The following is a 16,075-nucleotide window of genomic DNA, read 5'->3' on the forward strand; positions in this document are numbered from 1 at the left end:
CACATGGCTTATGTTGCAGTAACGGGCGGAAGAGAAGCAATCGAGAAAGCAAATGAGTTGAATCATTATTACCGGCTGAAGGAATCGGAGACCGCGCTGGCTCTCGGCATGATTGAGAAGCAGATGCGCCTCTTGATCGACCGGATCATGGGCGAAGCCGGTCTGTATGCGCCGGAATACGCGGCGCTTGCGCTCAAGCAGGCGGAAGGCGATCCCGCCGAGGCGGTATTTCTGCTCAGGGCGTACCGGTCCACTCTTGCGCGCAATCATGTGTCGCGTGTGACGGACACGTCGGAGATGCGGGTTATCCGCCGTATTTCCTCGTCGTTCCGGGATTTGCCCGGCGGACAGGTGCTTGGACCGACCTACGATTATACGCACCGGCTGCTTAATTTCACGCTGCGGCAGGAGAGTGCCGAGGATATTCAAGCGTTTCTCGAGGATTTCGTGCAATCGGAGACCAGAGAACGTCTGACCGAGGTGCCGACCTTCCGCAAGGTCGCCGATCTGCTCCGCGAGCAGGGGCTGATGCCGGAGATGAAGGAGCGTCGCGACAGCGAGCCATTCGATATTACGAGGCGGAAGGTGATCCTTCCTGCTACGCGCTCGGCGAGGCTGCAGATGCTGGCCCGCGGCGAGACGGGGGCGATGACGGCGCTCGCTTACAGCTCGATGCGCGGTTATGGCGCGGTGCATCCGACGATCGGCGAGCTGCGCGTCGGTTACGCCGAGGTGACAATTGCCCATCCATACGGGGCAGGCGATCCGGATGACAGCCTGTATCTGGGCGAAATGATGGTAACCGAGGTCGAGTCGATCAATTCCTTCAAGCAAAACGCGGATACCGGTGAAATTCATTTTGTGATGGGCTACGGACTGGTTCTGGGACAAAACGAGCTGAAGGCGATCTCCATGTCGATTCTGGAGCGCAGTCTGGAGACGGAAGGCACCTCGCCGACTCAGGACGAGGAATTCGTCCTTACGCATATCGACAGCCTGGAATCAACTGGCTTCGTATCGCATCTGAAGCTTCCGCATTACATCACCTTCCAGTCGTCGCTGGACCGGATCCGCAAGGCTCAGAATGAGAATCCAACGTCAACGAAGAGTACGGAGGTCGAAGATGGAAAAACAGAGCATAAAGCAGCCGTCGAAGTATAATTTTGCTTTTCTGGACGAAGGCTCGAAGCGCGAAATCCGCCGCAAGACGCTGAAGGCAGTCGCCATTCCCGGCTACCAGGTGCCGTTCGCATCCCGCGAGCTGCCGATCGGCCGGGGCTGGGGCACCGGCGGGCTGCAGCTGACGCTGTCGTTGATCGGCCGGGGCGATACTGTCAAGGTTATTGATCAAGGCAACGACGACAGCGTCAATGCCGTCAGCATACGCAAATTAATCGAGGATACGAGCGATATCGCAACAACCGAGGATACGGAGGAGGCGACGCTCATTCAATCGCGCCACCGCGTACCCGAGGAAAAGCTGAAGAACGGTCAGGTGCTGGTGCTGCAGGTGCCGCAGCCGGAGCCGCTGCGCAAGGTGGAGCGGAAAGAACAGCTCACCCGCAGGCTGCATGCGGAGATGGATTACAGCGCGATCTGGCTGACGCTGTACGAGAGCGTCGTCAAGTGGGGCAGCATTACGCTCGGCGCCGATTATCCCGTACTCGTGCATGACCGCTATATTATGGCCCCCAGCCCGATTCCGCGCTGGGACAATCCGAAGCTGCACCAGGCCGAGCATCTGACTTTGCTCGGAGCGGGCCGGGAGAAGAAGATTTATGCCGTGCCGCCTTATACGAATGTCGTACCGCTGCAATTCGAGGACTATCCATTCGAGGTCGAGAGCTTCGCGGGCAAAGCATGCTGCCGCTGCGGCAGCGTTCATTCCTTCCTCGACGAGGTGACGGACGGCGCGACAGGGCAGATTCTGCACCAATGCTCGGATACGGCATTTTGCCGGAAAACGATAGAAAGAAGGGGATCCCATGCCGCTTCCATCCACGCTTGAAATGAATCAGGACACTGATGCAATCGCCGCCGCCAGTGAGCGGCCGATGCTGCGGGTGCGGAATATGAATAAACGGTTCGGAAGCGGCTGTGACCGCTGCAGGGACGCAGGCCCTGAAGACAAGAGCAACCGCTGCGAGCATTGCGGCTCGGTCATGGCCTGCATCGATCTTAATTTCGACCTGTATCCAGGAGAAATTCTCGGGGTTGTCGGAGAGAGCGGCTCGGGCAAGAGCACGATGGTGCGCAGCCTCTACTTCGATGAGGATGCGACATCCGGGGAGATGTTCGTGGATTCCTATAAGCGCGGGGAAGCCAATCTGCTGACTGAATCGGCGCAGCAGAAGCGTTATATCCGCAACCATGTTATGGGCATGGTCTATCAGAACCCATATCTCGGGCTGCGTATGAACTACTCCAGCTCCGGCAATATCGCTGAGAAGCTGTTTGCCGCCGACTATTTCCACGTCGGCAAAATTCGCGAGCGGGCTGCCGAGCTGCTTGGACGGGTGGAAATTCCGCTTGGCCGGATGGACGAGCCGCCGAAGCATTTCAGCGGCGGGATGCAGCAGCGCGTGCAGATTTCCAAGGCGCTGGCGAATAACCCGCCATTGCTGCTGCTTGATGAAGTAACAACGGGACTCGACCTGTCCGTTCAGGCGCGCGTGCTCGATCTGATCCGCAGCCTGCGCCGCGAGCTGAAGGTCGCCATGATTGTCGTCTCGCATGATCTGGGCGTTATCCGCATGCTGGCGGACCGGACGATGGTGCTGCGTCAGGGAAGAATGATCGAAATGGGCTTGACTGATCAAATTTTGGAGGACCCGCAGCATCCGTACACGCAGCTGCTGGTTCATTCCTTGCTGTAAGGGAGGGCATCACAGATGCTGGAGGTTATCAACCTGACCAAGTCCTTCGAGCTTCATGTCTCGCAAGTCGGCAAGGTCTATCCGATCCGGGAATTGTCGTTCAATGTCCGCCAGAGCCGTTTTCTTGGCATTGCCGGTCCGAGCGGCGTCGGCAAATCAACGATTCTCAAATGCATATACCGCACATATGTTCCAAGCTCCGGCCAAATCTGGTACGACTCGCTGCAGGAAGGCCGCATCGATCTGGCGCAGGCCGACGACCGGACAATGATCCGGCTGCGCGAGCGCGAGCTTGGCTATGTCTCGCAATTTCTCAAGGTCATTCCCCGCGTTCCCGCGCTTGACGTGGTCGCGGAGAAGCTGCTCCCTCTTGGCTGGTCGCAGACCGACGCCCGCAAGGAAGCGGAACAGATGCTGGAGCGGCTTCGCATCCCGCAGAAGCTGTGGCAGGCTTTTCCCGCCACCTTCAGCGGCGGCGAGCAGCAGCGGGTCAATCTGGCGCGGGCATTTATCGTCCGGCCGCGGCTGATGATCCTCGACGAGCCAACCGCTTCACTTGACCGCGAGACCACTTCGGCGGTTATAGAGATGCTGCAGGCAATGAAGCAGGAAGGCACGACGATGGTCGGTATTTTTCACGATTGGGATGTTATGGAGCAGGTGGCCGATAACATTCTGGATATTAGCCGATCCGCTGGCGATGACGCCGTGCCGGATGCGGTAACCGCGGCTGCCGGGGCGGAGTAGAAGCCCCGCTGCCTTGGCGGGGAGGGTGGAGTTTATACCCTTGCCGTTACGGCTAGCCGTACGTGAAACCGACTGACTCTGGAGAGGAGATCTGGCAATGAAGCGAACGCAACGGATTTACGGCGGAAACATCGTGACGCCGCAGGGTGTCATTCATGGAGGCACCATCACAATCGAGGATGATACGATCACCGAGGTGCGTGCCGGCTCGGGAGCTCTGCCGCTGCCGGGAGATGTCGACGCCACGGGGCTGTGGGTGCTTCCCGGCATGATTGACTCGCACAGCGATGCCATCGAGCATGAAATCTTTCCCCGTCCGACGAGCTGTCTGCCCGTAGACATCTCATTTTATGAGCTGGAACGCAAGCTGGCCGGACAAGGCGTGACGACGATTTACCATTCGTTCAGCCTATGGGGCGACGAGCGCAATAACGAAGCGCGGAAGAATGCCAGCGTCCAGCAATATATCCGTAATATACGCGAGCTGCGCGAGGAGAAGCATATGCTCCGGCACTGCATCCACGTGCGTTACGAAATGACGAATCTGGCCGGTGTTCCCTTCGTAGAGGAGTTTCTGAACAACGGGGAGATCGAGCAGCTGTCCTTCATGGATCATACGCCTGGTCAGGGGCAATACCGCCAGCCTGACATTCAGGTCAAATATATCATGGGCAAGCAGAACAAGACCGAGGAGGAAGTGCTCCGCCAGCTGGAGGAGAGAAAAAAATTCCCCAAAGCCGATCCTGCGGATTTGCAGCGGCTGGCTGATTTGGCCCGCAGCCAGGGTATTCCGCTCGCTTCCCACGATGACGACACGCTGGAGAAGCTGGACCGCGTTGCAGGCTGGGGAGCGACGATCAGCGAGTTCCCGATCACGCTGGAAGTAGCGGTGGAAGCGAAGCGCCGCGGCCTGCATGTTGTCATGGGAGCGCCTAATGTACTGCTTGGCCGTTCCCACAGCAACAATCTGTCGGCGCTTGATGCGATCCGTGAAGGCGTGGTCGATATGCTGTGCTCGGACTATTATCCGCCATCGCTGCTGCAGTCGGTCTTTCTGCTTCACAGCCTGGGCTATGAGCTGCCTTACGCCGTCAATCTGGTTTCGCGCAATCCGGCCGTCGCGCTTGGCATCGACAGCTCGACCGGATCGCTTGAGCCGGGCAAGTCGGCGGATATTCTGCTTGTTGGTCTGCACCGCGACCGTCCGATGATTGAGAAGGTGTTTGTCGAGGGCAATATTGTGTGTCAGATGTCTTATCGCCAGGGACTGGCAGTCTCTTCACTGTAGGGAAGGAAGTGCATGAAGATGCATATAGAAGCGATGGGCGTCAGCCTGCTGTCCAATGATACGGTGAACGCTCCGGACCGTTTGGAGGCAAAGCTGGCGAAAATTCAGGAGCTCGGCTTCGGGGCCGTTGAGGTGCCCATTCATGGAATGAACATTATCGTCAACGGCCGGCTCAATACAGACAGATTGGACCGTTATGTCCGGCTGTTCAGGCAATTCTCCCTGCAGGTTACAACCCATGCCCCGTTTGAAATTAATTTGTTCCGCAGGGGCGAGCTGCTCAAGGAGCGGCAGGTGCTGCATGCCGCGATTGAGATCAGCGGCGCTCTGGGAGCTTCGGCGATGGCCTATCATCCCGCCCGCTTCGTCGGCGAGGAAGAGCTGGTATACCGGCATGAATGGCCGGCGTATACAGCGGGGGAGCAGGAGCTGCTGCTGGAGCGGGAGCGGGAGGAGCTGCGGATTGCCGGCGACCTGGCCCGCTCGAACGGCGTGAGAATCGGGATGGAAAATATGCGGCCGTATCTGGATTGCCCGCATTATTGCTATGCGGTGCGGCCTGCACTGCTGGCCGAGCAGATGAAGCTTATCGATCATGCCAGCGTCGGTCTTACGTTGGACACGGGACATCTGCTGCTGGCAGAACGGATGTATGGGCTTGACCGGCAGAAGGAGCTTGAGGCGATGGCGCCTTACGTATTCCATCTGCATGTCCACGACAACTTCGGAGAGCCGAATTTCTCGCTGGAGAAGAACCAGTACGATCTGATTCCGCATGGCCGCGGCGATATGCATATGCCGATCGGCAGCGGCGAGGTCCCTTTCCGTGAAATTGCGTCGCATCTGGCTCCGTACTTCAAGGGCTTCCTGATGCATGAGGTGCGCGAAGTGTATGAACAGGAATGGCCGCAGCTGATCGGACGGATGGAGCGGATGCTGCCCCAGACGGAGCAAATGCCGGACCGCAATACGGCAATCGGCTGAAAGGAGACTGTGAATCGCTTATGATGAAGGCAACGACGGGTATAACCGACCTGCACTGCCACACCAACGCCTCGGATAATACATTTTCCGTGGAGGAAGTGGTCCGGCAGGCTGCGGAAGCGGGGGTCGCGACACTTGCGATCACCGACCATGATACGACGGCCGCCGTTCCGGCCGCGCTTCGTCTTGGCGCGGAGCTTGGCGTGGAGATCGTGCCGGGCATTGAAATATCCGCCTACGACTTCGACCGCAAGCGGCGGGCTCATATTCTCGGCCTGTTCGTCCAGCCTGAGCATTCTTCGCTCGCTCAGCTGTGCGCTCCGACCGTGGAGCTGCGCAGCCGGTTGTCCCAGGAGATGACGCAAAGACTGGCCGCTGCGGGCTACCGCATCTCGTGGGAGGGCGTCCGCCGTTATGCGGCGGACGGATCGTCCGTCTACAAGCAGCATATTATGAATGCGCTGGTGGATCTGGGCTATGCGGACGAGCTGTTCGGCGACCTGTACCGCAAGCTGTTCTCCCGCGGCGAGCGGGGTGAGCCCGGCATTGCCTACATGCCGATGCGCTACGTCGATGCGCGGGACGCGATCCGCGCCGTGCTGGAGGCGGGCGGGGTGCCGGTGCTCGCTCATCCGGGCCAGCTGGGCAATTTCGAGGCGATCCCCGGCTGGGTTGACTGCGGCCTGCAGGGCATCGAGGTCTATCATCCTTCGCACAACGTGGAGGACCGGGGCAGGGCGCTTCATGCTGCTGCCGAGCATGGTTTGATTGTCACCGGCGGAGCGGATTTTCATGGCGGCTACGGCGATTCGGGATGGCCGCTTGGCAGCATCGACGCGGGTCCGGAATGTATGGCGGCGCTGCGCGGACAAGTGCAGCTGAATAAGGTTCGCTAGAAAGTCGCATACGATACGTTCAAACAGGAGGGAGCAATCATGCCTTCCTGTTTGTTGATTTTCGCGGTGGGTTGAGGCAATATCATACCCGTGATTTTTGTGTTCCCCAGGAATGCATCCTTCGAGATAATATTCTTTCCCCCCCCAGCGATAGAGTCAACAATCTTTTTCAGAGCTTCATACTTTTTTGTTATTTCCTCTTGATCCGACGTGACGCAGACACTGCGCTCCTGGACGAAGAATGCGTAAGTATATATCAGCAACGAATTGGGCTGTCATGCCTGTATGACTATTCATATTGGACGGTTAACTTAATCTTTTGATCACGACAGAAGCGTTCACGTTTGTTTGCGTGCCGCCGGCCAATGTCTGAAGGGTTACCGCAGCAGATGAACTATGATTCCGCAGAGTAAGAACATCGCCGGCAATGAGTGCGATCAGAGCTTGCCCGAAGTTCAGCTGAGTACCGGCACCTGAACCATACACGGTTCCCGCAACCGGAGCGCCATTCAGGAAGAGTCCGAATTGGTTGGGTTCCACGCCGGATACGGAAAAAGTAATCTCGTAGCTGCCGGGACTTGTAACTGTAATCTGAGAGGTTCCGGGGGTATGGGCAATGACAGGATTAAGAATTCCATTAGTGTCAAAAATAACATCGCTTTCTATAGGAACTGTTTGCGCACTTACATTAAAGATAAATCCGGAAATGATTGAGAAGATAGGGGATATGATCGGCAATTAGATTCACTTCCTTTCTGCGTTTGAAATGACAATGCCGACAATCCCGGGAAGCAAGAATTGTCGGCATCACGTCATCACAAAAGATTAGTTTACAACAAATTCGATTACTACAGGTGTCGCAGGATCAAGGGTGTCTCCGTCCGGAATGGTGATCGCAGTAATGGTAACGCTTGAAGTGTCAGCTGTTTGAATCTGCGCGTTGATATAAAGATTGTAATAGGCTGGTGCGGTTGGGAAAGCTGTTGCAGCAACACCGGCGTCATCAATAGTGGCCGTTGCCAGAATATTGTAGGCCGCGCCTACTCCGGTTCCATCTCCTATTGTGGCACTGAATCTTCTTGCCGCCATAAATGGTTTTGTAATTGGCATCTCTATCACCTCCATCATCACCGCTATCAGTAAATGCTGGAGGTAGAATAAAAGGAAGTGCTAATGATAAGGGGGATCTGCTTGATTTTAAGAGATTACCTGGGCAAAGAAGCGAATGATTTCAAGAAGGATGGGCGTACCTGCAAAAATCGTCTGATTATCCCCTTCTATACGCAAACCTATATTGTTTGCATTATACATACTGCTTTCCTGGGTGAGGCCGTTGATGTAGAGGTTAGCGTATCCATTTTGACCCGCTTCAACAAGTGCCGTCACGGGCTCCTGATTGTCGTTTATGAACAGAGCAGCTGGAAAAATGGCTGGAAGATCAGTATCCGACTGCACAATATAAAGATATCGCTCAACGAGCGGAGTTATCGTGACAGTTGGAATAGTTCCCGACCCGGGAAGTCCCTGAGGCCCGGTTGCCCCTTGAGGTCCAGGCGGCCCCTGAATTCCTGGCGTTCCTTGAAGTCCTGGCGGCCCTTGAAGTCCAGGCGAACCCTGAAGTCCAGGAGATCCTTGAAGCCCAGGCGACCCCTGAAGCCCCGAAGGTCCTTGAAGTCCCTGAAGTCCCTGAGGTCCTTGAAGTCCTTGAAGTCCTTGAAGCCCCTGGGGTCCTTGAAGGCCCTGAAGCCCGGGAGATCCTTGAAGTCCAGGAAGCCCCTGATGCTTGACTGACCCGGAAGTCCAGCTGACTTTTGTAGCTCTGGAGGCTTTGGGTGATCGCGATTTTCCTGACAGCCTTGGGCATGATGTACTTGCAGAATTTCTTCTCTTCCTTTTTGCAACAGCTTTTTTGCGTTCTTTTTTTTTCTTTATGAGATGAGCGGTAACGGAGCTATGATCATCCATCCATTTGTGAGAATTGGGAAGAACCTTTTGCTGTGAAGTTGTCCTGCCTGTGATTGGCGTCATGATGAAAACCTTATTTTTTCCTGTTCTTTTCGGAGTGAAGATTTTGGACTTCAATTTCAGGGCACCTCCCTAAAGGATCTTGATGACTCCTCGAATTAAAATTCCATTCATGTCCTTGATTCGAATCCAGAACTGGCTAAAACTCCCACATATTTTTATACTATGTCATTTGCGGAATAAAGGGATGTACATCCACCTAACAGATCCTAACTTTCTTTATTCATTTATTGGACTTGCGTACCTGAAGAGAGATATCAAAATACCATAAGTTGCATCAAAGTTATAGAAGAATTTTAATTAGAAAGATTATAGAATGAAAGCAATCCGTCATTTATCAAATGAGAGTTCGAAAGGGAGGATGCCCGTAGAGAATGACTGGCCTGCCGTTATTGAAAGCGTCTTCAACATGGATCGCAACGATTGCCGGCTCTCATTTTGAATCGCGCCATGTTTCATCAATGCACCATCCTGTTTTGAAACGTTCCGTGGAATAAGGGGGGAATGAATCGTGGTTCTGTATCCTTTGCTTCATATTGTGGCCGCATCCTTCAGCAGCTGGCGGGAGACATGACAGCCGAACATGGCGTGCTCTCCGTTGTTGGCTATCATCAGGGGCATGGCGGAATGCGCAATGTGAATATGGAATTATGGAATTGGAAGGCAATTACCGTTATTAATGCGCATGAACGCAGGGCCAGGTCCTGATCAGGCAGATGGAAGCGGGACTCAAGCTTATTGCTGGCGGCAAGCTGAACATGAGGGATTTGGTTACCCATGTTTACGGGCTGGACGAGGTCGATCAAGCCTTCGAAGCGATAAGAACGAAGCCGGAAGGCTTTATCAAATCGGTTGTGAAAATGGACGAGTAAAGGGAAGCCCCAAGTGAGAACAGAAGCTTAATAGAGCCTTCTGATGGCTGCGGAGATTTCTTGCCGGCAGCCATTGCTGCGGGGGGACAGGGCAGCCATTTCATTGATTTCGGAGAACGGCTCCTTTATACCACTGATAGCAAAAAATCGTGATCATCATTAATTCGATGGCGTCGCCGCCGAAATACATGAATTGCGCACCATTTTTGACCTGCTCAATCGGCACTCCCTCCTGAGGGGAAGCATATATGATTTTCGATAGTATACTATGTCCGGCAAACGCCATAATCAGTACGGCTGCCCGGTATTTAAAGCTGAAACGATGAGAAACGGGATTCATATAAATAATCGACGCGGTAAACAGATAACCGGCCAGAAAAACATGGATATGTACGGCTATATTAATAAGCATGTTTTTATGCATGGCTTCGTACAAGCCGGTTGTATAAAGCACCCATAGTCCTCCAATGTCGAGGAGGGAAGCAGTAAAAGGATGCATAAAAAAATGCATAAACCGGCTTTTCAATATACGGGAGAACCGCCGGGCTGACGATATTTTTAATGAACGCAGTACCAATGCAGCGGGAGCGGCCAGTACCATAAGCAAGGGAGCCAGCATGCCCAAGAGCAGATGACCCGTCATATGTGCCGTAAAATCCGTATGCCCGCGATCAGCCAAAGGTCCGATAATAGCCAAGGCTGCACACCAGACACCCGCACACCAGCAATAAATACGGTACCTCGGCCATTTGCGGAAATGGCGATTGGAAACAACAACAGCTCCGATATACAGGATCGTAATGGCGAAAAAAATCAAGGCGAAGAGCATCGGTTTATACGGAAAATCTCCGATTTGCTTATGATGTTCGATCATATTGTACATATTAGCATCATCCCTCCGGAGCAAGGGAGGCGTTTCTTGTTCGGACAATAAGCAGAATGCCGGTTACTATCAACAGCGCGGCAATGATGTTCCATGTCAAATCGTAAGGAATAATGTCAACGTTATACCGAATCTGATGCAGTTTCATAAGTTTGTGCTGAATCAGTCCATCATAGAGTTGGAAAATCCCCGCACCCAGAAACACGCCGCCCCACCAGCGTTTGGCCCGCAAGGCTTGATGCCGCCTGAGATCGGCCAACATAAACAAAGAGGCTATCGTAGCGAACCAGCTGAATGCATGAAAGAGACCGTCTGAAACCAGACCGACCCCCGTCGTCGATTTATCGTAAAAATGATGCCAATGGAGGAGTTGATGGAATACAGTCTCATCCATAAAAGCGACAAAGCCAAAACCGAATAAAACACCTGACCATAAGTTACGGGCAGAACGCGCCGAATATGTTTTATCCTTTGATCGGGTTGACGGTGCAGGATCCTTAGACATGGCGTAAACAAGCTCCTTTATTGTCGATATTTTACTTTCCTATACTCTTTTATTGCCCTTAATCCATCCACCTATCCATAAAAGGGAAGAGGGTTTGCAGCTTCGATATTGAATTTTGTATAAATCACAAAATTACATTTACGATCCATGATCGGAGGAAGCCATGCGGGAAATACAATATGAAAGTTACTTCTGGCAGGATGAAGAAATCAGATTGCGCGGCATAGAGCCTGAAGACTGGGAGGGGCATTACATCAACCGGTTTGACACTCCGGCCAGGCGTCTGCTTGAGTGTGCCGTCGAGCTGCCGCCGACGATTGCCGAGGCGAGGAAATTCGCGGATTCCAACTCCGATTTCTCCCCAGACAATCAACGTATCATGTTTACGATCGAAACCTTGAACAATGAAAATGTTGGGGGCATCAACCTGAACAGCATCGATGAGAGAAACGGAACATTCAGTATCGGCATCCAGATTGACCGGGATCACCGCGGCAAAGGCTACGGCACGAGGGCGTTGATCATTCTTCTCCGGTATGCTTTTCTCGAACGAAGGCTGAATAAATTCAACGATTATGTGCTCCAGGGAAACGAAGCTTCAATCAAAATGATGACGAAGCTGGGCTGCTCGCAGGAAGGCGTCCGGCGGCAGGCCATCTATTCAAACGGCCAATACCTGGATGTCCTTTTGTTCGGACTGACGAAGGATGAATTTACCGGGAAGCACAAGGACGTCCTTTATTGAAGTCCCGGTCATCGATGGAGGGTGGGTTCAATGAGAAGTGAACAAGAAATGATGTATATGCTTGTTGATTATGCTGCGAATGATAACAGAATCCGGCTGGTGACGCTGGAAGGATCGCGTACGAACAAAAACATTCCACGCGATACCTTCCAGGATTATGATATTTCATATTTTGTGACGGATATGGATGCTTTCAAAGAAGATGATCAATGGCTGAATATATTCGGAAAACGCGCAATGATGCAAAAACCCGAGGATATGGAGCTTTTTCCCGCAGAATTAGGCAATTGGTTTTCGTATATCATTCTCTTTGAAGACGGCAACAAATTAGATCTGACCCTCATTCCAATAAACGAAACGGAAGATTATTTTACCAATAGCGACGCTTTAACAGAAGTCCTGCTTGATAAGGATGGTCTTGTCAAAATGGAGGTGACCGTAAGCGACCGTCAGTATTGGATCAAGAAGCCCACCGCAAGAGAATTTGATGATTGCTGTAATGAATTCTGGATGGTTTCGACTTACGTCGTAAAAGGATTGGCGCGAAAAGAAATCCTTTTTGCCATTGACCATTTAAACGGGATTGCCCGGCCTAATCTGTTAAGAATGATGTCCTGGCAGATCGGTTCGGAGCAAGGTTACTCCTTCAGCGTGGGGAAAAACTATAAATTTATTGACCGTTATCTTCCCAAAGAAGATTGGGAAGCTTTGCTGTCCACTTATTCCGGGAACGGCTGCCAAAACATGTGGCAGTCTTTATTCACTTGTTACGGGTTGTTCAGAAAATACTCAAAAGCCGTGGGGGAAAGTCTTGGATATAAGTATCCGGATTATGATGAAGCCATTACCAGGTATACTGAACATATTTATCATTCATTGAACGGATAAAAACCATTTATGGACGGGATTACCCGCCTTTTTCAGCAGGTGGTTTAGAATGGAGCTGATTTGCAATGTCCATGAAGCGGATGGAATGGCTGCAGGGTCCCTGGTCTGTGAAGCTTTATTCCGTCAATACCGCCTCTTATTCGAATCTGGATTTGATTGACCGCCAATTTCCCAATTGGATCATCAGTTATATCAAGGAAGGCGGCGTCATCACGGGAACAGGAGGCGTATCGTATCCGGCGCGCGCGGGAGATGTGATGCTCCATCCGCCCGATCTGCCGTTTACGGAGAAAGCGGAGACAAAAGGGACTCATTTGTGGATGCAGGCTGCTGTTTTCTGCTCGCATCATTTGGATTTGCTGCAGTTATGCCGGATTGCGCCAGTCATCACCCTGTCCGATCCCGGGCGGTTCGAAGCGCTGTTCCACCGGCTGCAGCAGATCTGGGAGAAGAAAGATGAGGCGTTCTGGGAGCTGAAGCTGTCTTCCTGCATGCTGCAGCTGACAGAGATGATTCTGGCCGGCTGGGAGCGGGCCGGCTGTCCGGAGCGTCCCGAGGCTTACGATTCCGTGAAGGACCGGTTCGGCCGGCTCATCGGGCTGATGACGCACCGGCTGCATGAGAAGCTCGGGCGCGAGGAGCTGGCCGCGGCGGTACGTCTCAGTCCCAATTATCTGGATAAGGCGTTCGGGCAGCGGTACGGCTTGACGCCGATGCAGATGCTCCGCGACATGAGGTTGAAACGGTCCAGGCAGCTGCTGGAACGGACCGAAGCCACGCTTGAATCCATCGCATCGCAATGCGGTATGACAGACGCATCATATTTGTCCAGGCAGTTCAAGCGCGCATATGGGGTTCAGCCCGGCGAGTACCGTGAATCCGTCCGCAGTTTGCAGGCGGAGAATCCATACGGGAATACGGGCGGGCGAGGCATATAAAAGGAGGAAAAAATACAATAAGAGGCGGAACCGCTTCATTGAGAACAAAGAGGCAGGGGGGGATAATGAGGACATGAAACAAATTCTATCCATGACAAGGGAGCGAGCGCGCAATGGCATCAGTCGATCCAGGCAGGACCGTCAGCATTACGGATAAGCAGATGAAGCAGTACGAGGAGAAAGGCTTTATCATTTTCGACCAATTATTCTCCGGTTATGAAATGGATGAGATCCGCGGCATTATCGATGAGCTCGATGCGGAATCGGAGAAGGCGCTGCTCGAGAAGGGGCAGGACTTTATCAATGTGGCAGGCAAGATCAACTTTAATGGGAATATCAATTTTCTCCGCCCTGAGCTGCAGCGCTTCACAGCTGATCAACGGTTCGTCGATATTACAACAACGATTCTCGGGCCTGACACGAAGCTGTACTGGGATCAATCCGTATATAAAAGGCCGGAAGCCGACAAAGATTTCCCCTGGCATCAGGACAACGGGTACGTCCCGACCGATCCCGTTCATTATGTAACCTGCTGGCTTGCGCTCGATGACGCGACGATTGAGAACGGCTGCATCTGGATACAGCCGGGTACGCATAAGAAAGGGTTTGTGCCCCATATCAAAACAGATCTCGGCTGGATTTGCTACTATGGCGATATTGAGGGCGAACCGGTCGAGTTGAAAAAGGGCAGCATGGTAGTGTTCCATTCCCTGTTGTTCCACCGCAGCAGGCCCAATCTCAGCAGCGCAACCCGCAAAGCCTATGTCATCCAATACTCGGTTGACGGCGCGAAGAATCCGAAAACAGGCCATGTATTTAATAATGGTCCGCTTATAGCCAAGGACGGTAAATCCGTCTATACCGGTTTCGTTCCCCGCGAGCATTGCTAGAAACGGAGCCTTGGTGCATCTGATCCCTGAATCATGTCAAACAAGACTTGGCGGCAAGGTCTTGTTTGACATTTTCAGCGGGTCCGAATATTAGCCTTGATTCATGGGAGTCGGCATCTCATTGTAGGTCTTCTGACAAACCATATGGGAGATACGGGGGATATTCACCATTTCGCCGGCCCTCAATTGGTTAGGATTGGTAATATGCGGGTTGGCTTCCTCCATAATGGAGTGAGGCATGTTGTATTTGTGGCCGACAGCGGCTAATGTGTCTCCAGGCTGAGCCTGATGCTGCGCGAACAACATGTCATCCGGGTTTCCGTCCCTGAAGAAAGGAAAAACGAACGGAGACAGGAAGAAGAACGGAAACAAGGAACGACCAGGGAAAAAAGGGTGAGCAAAGGGACGAAAGAAAGGACGACGGCCAAAACCTCCACCAAAACCACCACCAGGAAAAAATCCACGATCCATTAAGATAACCTCCAAAAAATAGTCATTTGACTATATAAGATATTATCCTGGAAGCGATTCGTGACAATATCTTCAAAATTGGGCTTGTTCGGGCCGAGTCTTACAGGAACCGCAGCCGGATGCTTAGGCTACTCTGTATCAACAGGATTCTTAATACCGTCCCGATAGACATCCCAATAGAAATTTCCGCTTGAGCTCTTCACGGCATAGAAAATATCGGGGATTTTCAGCTTACGCTTCTTCAGCTCCTGATCCAGCCATGCCTTTAAGTCATTCTCCTTCAGGTTCTGACCGATCAGTTCCCCGTCCATTATCAATTCAATGGGGAAGTTTGCAGTCGGCTGTGGAGCAAGGGATAAATCCTTTTGGACAACCTGGCGGAATTCCGGCTTCTTCAGGACGGACAGCTCCCCGTTCAACTCAAGCACCGCATACTCCACCTCCTCAATATTGAAGATGTCCTTCAGTCTTAATTCCTGGTTCAATGTGTCCAATGAATAATAGATTTTTTTCAGATTTTGTTCGAGAATTTTACCTTGCTCAATGACAACGGTCGGCTGTCCGGAAATCCACTTTCTAACAGAGCGGGATTTAATGATCCATAATGACAGCAGAAAGGACGCTGCGCCAAATGTGACCAAGGAAACAACGAAATACCATGTGCCTATTTTGAGGTTGAAGGCCAGGTTGCCCGCAATCGATCCCAATATGATGACAAAGGCAAAATCATAAGAGCCCATCTGGGATATGGCCTGTTTTCCCACGACCCGGGCTATCACGATGACGATAACAACGGTGAGGATGGTTCTTAAAATAACTTCAATGCTTGCCGGCAATTCCCGCTCACTCCTTGACAATCTTCTTAGAGGCTGCGGATACCGAAAATGTAGACGCAGATACCTCTACCATACATACAACATTTCCACTTGCACTTGGTTTCAGACCTCGACGGACGTAATACGTTGACCGTTATAGAGAAATCGGGCCCTCCATATCCGTTACATGATCTGCAGCTGCCGGAACCGGATAGAACTCCACGGATATTTTTGCCAAATTGTTAAGCGGCG

At 52.5% G+C, this 16,075-nt stretch carries 19 protein-coding genes; 12 read left to right on the forward strand and 7 right to left on the reverse strand.

All coding sequences use genetic code 11. The features are described from left to right. Nucleotides 1-3: 3 nt before the first annotated feature. The 7 genes from AC0YNV_RS05155 to AC0YNV_RS05185 all read left to right on the forward strand — a co-directional run bounded on the left by AC0YNV_RS05155 (nucleotide 4) and on the right by AC0YNV_RS05185 (nucleotide 6,791). Nucleotides 4-1,161: a carbon-phosphorus lyase complex subunit PhnI gene (locus AC0YNV_RS05155; protein ID WP_475766391.1), complete on the forward strand. Its 1,158-nt coding sequence runs from the start codon at nucleotides 4-6 to the stop codon at nucleotides 1,159-1,161. Then, a complete protein-coding gene (locus tag AC0YNV_RS05160) occupies nucleotides 1,124-2,008 on the forward strand; it encodes an alpha-D-ribose 1-methylphosphonate 5-phosphate C-P-lyase PhnJ (RefSeq protein ID WP_475766393.1) in 885 nt (294 codons plus the stop codon). Before AC0YNV_RS05155 ends, AC0YNV_RS05160 begins: the two co-directional genes overlap by 38 nt. Beyond that, nucleotides 1,986-2,876: an ATP-binding cassette domain-containing protein gene (locus AC0YNV_RS05165; protein WP_446686459.1), complete on the forward strand. Its 891-nt coding sequence runs from the start codon at nucleotides 1,986-1,988 to the stop codon at nucleotides 2,874-2,876. The genes AC0YNV_RS05160 and AC0YNV_RS05165 overlap by 23 nt, the downstream gene beginning before the upstream one ends. Before the next feature lie 15 nt (nucleotides 2,877-2,891). After that, nucleotides 2,892-3,623 (forward strand): phosphonate C-P lyase system protein PhnL, encoded by a 732-nt coding sequence (phnL, locus tag AC0YNV_RS05170; protein ID WP_475766394.1) that lies wholly within the window; start codon nucleotides 2,892-2,894, stop codon nucleotides 3,621-3,623. A 97-nt stretch (nucleotides 3,624-3,720) separates the two neighbouring features. Continuing rightward, nucleotides 3,721-4,911, forward strand: coding sequence for an alpha-D-ribose 1-methylphosphonate 5-triphosphate diphosphatase (locus AC0YNV_RS05175; protein WP_475766396.1), 1,191 nt, complete (start codon nucleotides 3,721-3,723; stop codon nucleotides 4,909-4,911). A gap of 12 nt (nucleotides 4,912-4,923) precedes the next feature. Beyond that, complete coding sequence (locus AC0YNV_RS05180) at nucleotides 4,924-5,895, forward strand: sugar phosphate isomerase/epimerase family protein (RefSeq protein WP_475766398.1); 972 nt, start codon at nucleotides 4,924-4,926, stop codon at nucleotides 5,893-5,895. Nucleotides 5,896-5,915: 20 nt separating this feature from the next. Further along, nucleotides 5,916-6,791, forward strand: a complete 876-nt coding sequence (locus AC0YNV_RS05185) for a PHP domain-containing protein (RefSeq protein WP_475766399.1) — start codon at nucleotides 5,916-5,918, stop codon at nucleotides 6,789-6,791. Nucleotides 6,792-7,097: 306 nt separating this feature from the next. On the opposite strand, the gene AC0YNV_RS05190 is transcribed toward AC0YNV_RS05185, so the two are convergent. The 3 genes from AC0YNV_RS05190 to AC0YNV_RS05200 form a co-directional block, all read right to left on the reverse strand. After that, nucleotides 7,098-7,529 carry a hypothetical protein gene (locus AC0YNV_RS05190; RefSeq protein ID WP_475766401.1) on the reverse strand — a complete coding sequence of 144 codons (432 nt, stop codon included), beginning with the start codon at nucleotides 7,527-7,529 and terminating at the stop codon, nucleotides 7,098-7,100. A gap of 87 nt (nucleotides 7,530-7,616) precedes the next feature. Further along, a complete protein-coding gene (locus AC0YNV_RS05195; RefSeq protein ID WP_475766402.1) occupies nucleotides 7,617-7,901 on the reverse strand; it encodes a DUF4183 domain-containing protein in 285 nt (94 codons plus the stop codon). A gap of 87 nt (nucleotides 7,902-7,988) precedes the next feature. After that, nucleotides 7,989-8,873 (reverse strand): DUF4183 domain-containing protein, encoded by an 885-nt coding sequence (locus AC0YNV_RS05200; protein WP_475766404.1) that lies wholly within the window; start codon nucleotides 8,871-8,873, stop codon nucleotides 7,989-7,991. Nucleotides 8,874-9,320: 447 nt separating this feature from the next. On the opposite strand from AC0YNV_RS05200, the gene AC0YNV_RS05205 reads away from it, so the two are divergent. Further along, a complete protein-coding gene (locus AC0YNV_RS05205; protein WP_475766406.1) occupies nucleotides 9,321-9,524 on the forward strand; it encodes a hypothetical protein in 204 nt (67 codons plus the stop codon). 264 nt (nucleotides 9,525-9,788) lie between these two features. Here the strand turns inward: AC0YNV_RS05205 and AC0YNV_RS05210 are convergent, their stop codons facing one another. Both AC0YNV_RS05210 and AC0YNV_RS05215 read right to left on the reverse strand, forming a co-directional pair. Further along, entirely contained in the window at nucleotides 9,789-10,562 is a 774-nt protein-coding gene (locus tag AC0YNV_RS05210) for a cytochrome c oxidase assembly protein (RefSeq protein ID WP_475767303.1), read from the reverse strand. A 16-nt stretch (nucleotides 10,563-10,578) separates the two neighbouring features. Beyond that, nucleotides 10,579-11,076, reverse strand: coding sequence for a DUF2243 domain-containing protein (locus tag AC0YNV_RS05215; RefSeq protein WP_475766408.1), 498 nt, complete (start codon nucleotides 11,074-11,076; stop codon nucleotides 10,579-10,581). 163 nt (nucleotides 11,077-11,239) lie between these two features. On the opposite strand from AC0YNV_RS05215, the gene AC0YNV_RS05220 reads away from it, so the two are divergent. The 4 genes from AC0YNV_RS05220 to AC0YNV_RS05235 all read left to right on the forward strand — a co-directional run bounded on the left by AC0YNV_RS05220 (nucleotide 11,240) and on the right by AC0YNV_RS05235 (nucleotide 14,537). Further along, nucleotides 11,240-11,821 (forward strand): GNAT family N-acetyltransferase, encoded by a 582-nt coding sequence (locus AC0YNV_RS05220; RefSeq protein ID WP_475766409.1) that lies wholly within the window; start codon nucleotides 11,240-11,242, stop codon nucleotides 11,819-11,821. Nucleotides 11,822-11,851: 30 nt separating this feature from the next. After that, nucleotides 11,852-12,709 carry an aminoglycoside 6-adenylyltransferase gene (gene ant(6), locus AC0YNV_RS05225; RefSeq protein ID WP_475766411.1) on the forward strand — a complete coding sequence of 286 codons (858 nt, stop codon included), beginning with the start codon at nucleotides 11,852-11,854 and terminating at the stop codon, nucleotides 12,707-12,709. Nucleotides 12,710-12,774: 65 nt separating this feature from the next. Further along, complete coding sequence (locus AC0YNV_RS05230; RefSeq protein ID WP_475766413.1) at nucleotides 12,775-13,647, forward strand: helix-turn-helix domain-containing protein; 873 nt, start codon at nucleotides 12,775-12,777, stop codon at nucleotides 13,645-13,647. 113 nt (nucleotides 13,648-13,760) lie between these two features. After that, nucleotides 13,761-14,537 carry a phytanoyl-CoA dioxygenase family protein gene (locus AC0YNV_RS05235; RefSeq protein ID WP_475766414.1) on the forward strand — a complete coding sequence of 259 codons (777 nt, stop codon included), beginning with the start codon at nucleotides 13,761-13,763 and terminating at the stop codon, nucleotides 14,535-14,537. A gap of 90 nt (nucleotides 14,538-14,627) precedes the next feature. Here AC0YNV_RS05235 and AC0YNV_RS05240 read toward each other — a convergent pair whose 3' ends face one another. Both AC0YNV_RS05240 and AC0YNV_RS05245 read right to left on the reverse strand, forming a co-directional pair. After that, nucleotides 14,628-15,008: a LysM peptidoglycan-binding domain-containing protein gene (locus tag AC0YNV_RS05240; protein WP_475766415.1), complete on the reverse strand. Its 381-nt coding sequence runs from the start codon at nucleotides 15,006-15,008 to the stop codon at nucleotides 14,628-14,630. 128 nt (nucleotides 15,009-15,136) lie between these two features. Next, nucleotides 15,137-15,844: a DUF421 domain-containing protein gene (locus tag AC0YNV_RS05245; protein ID WP_475766417.1), complete on the reverse strand. Its 708-nt coding sequence runs from the start codon at nucleotides 15,842-15,844 to the stop codon at nucleotides 15,137-15,139. Between the last annotated feature and the right edge of the window lie 231 nt (nucleotides 15,845-16,075).

The organism is Paenibacillus sp. JT31N11 (assembly GCF_056269285.1).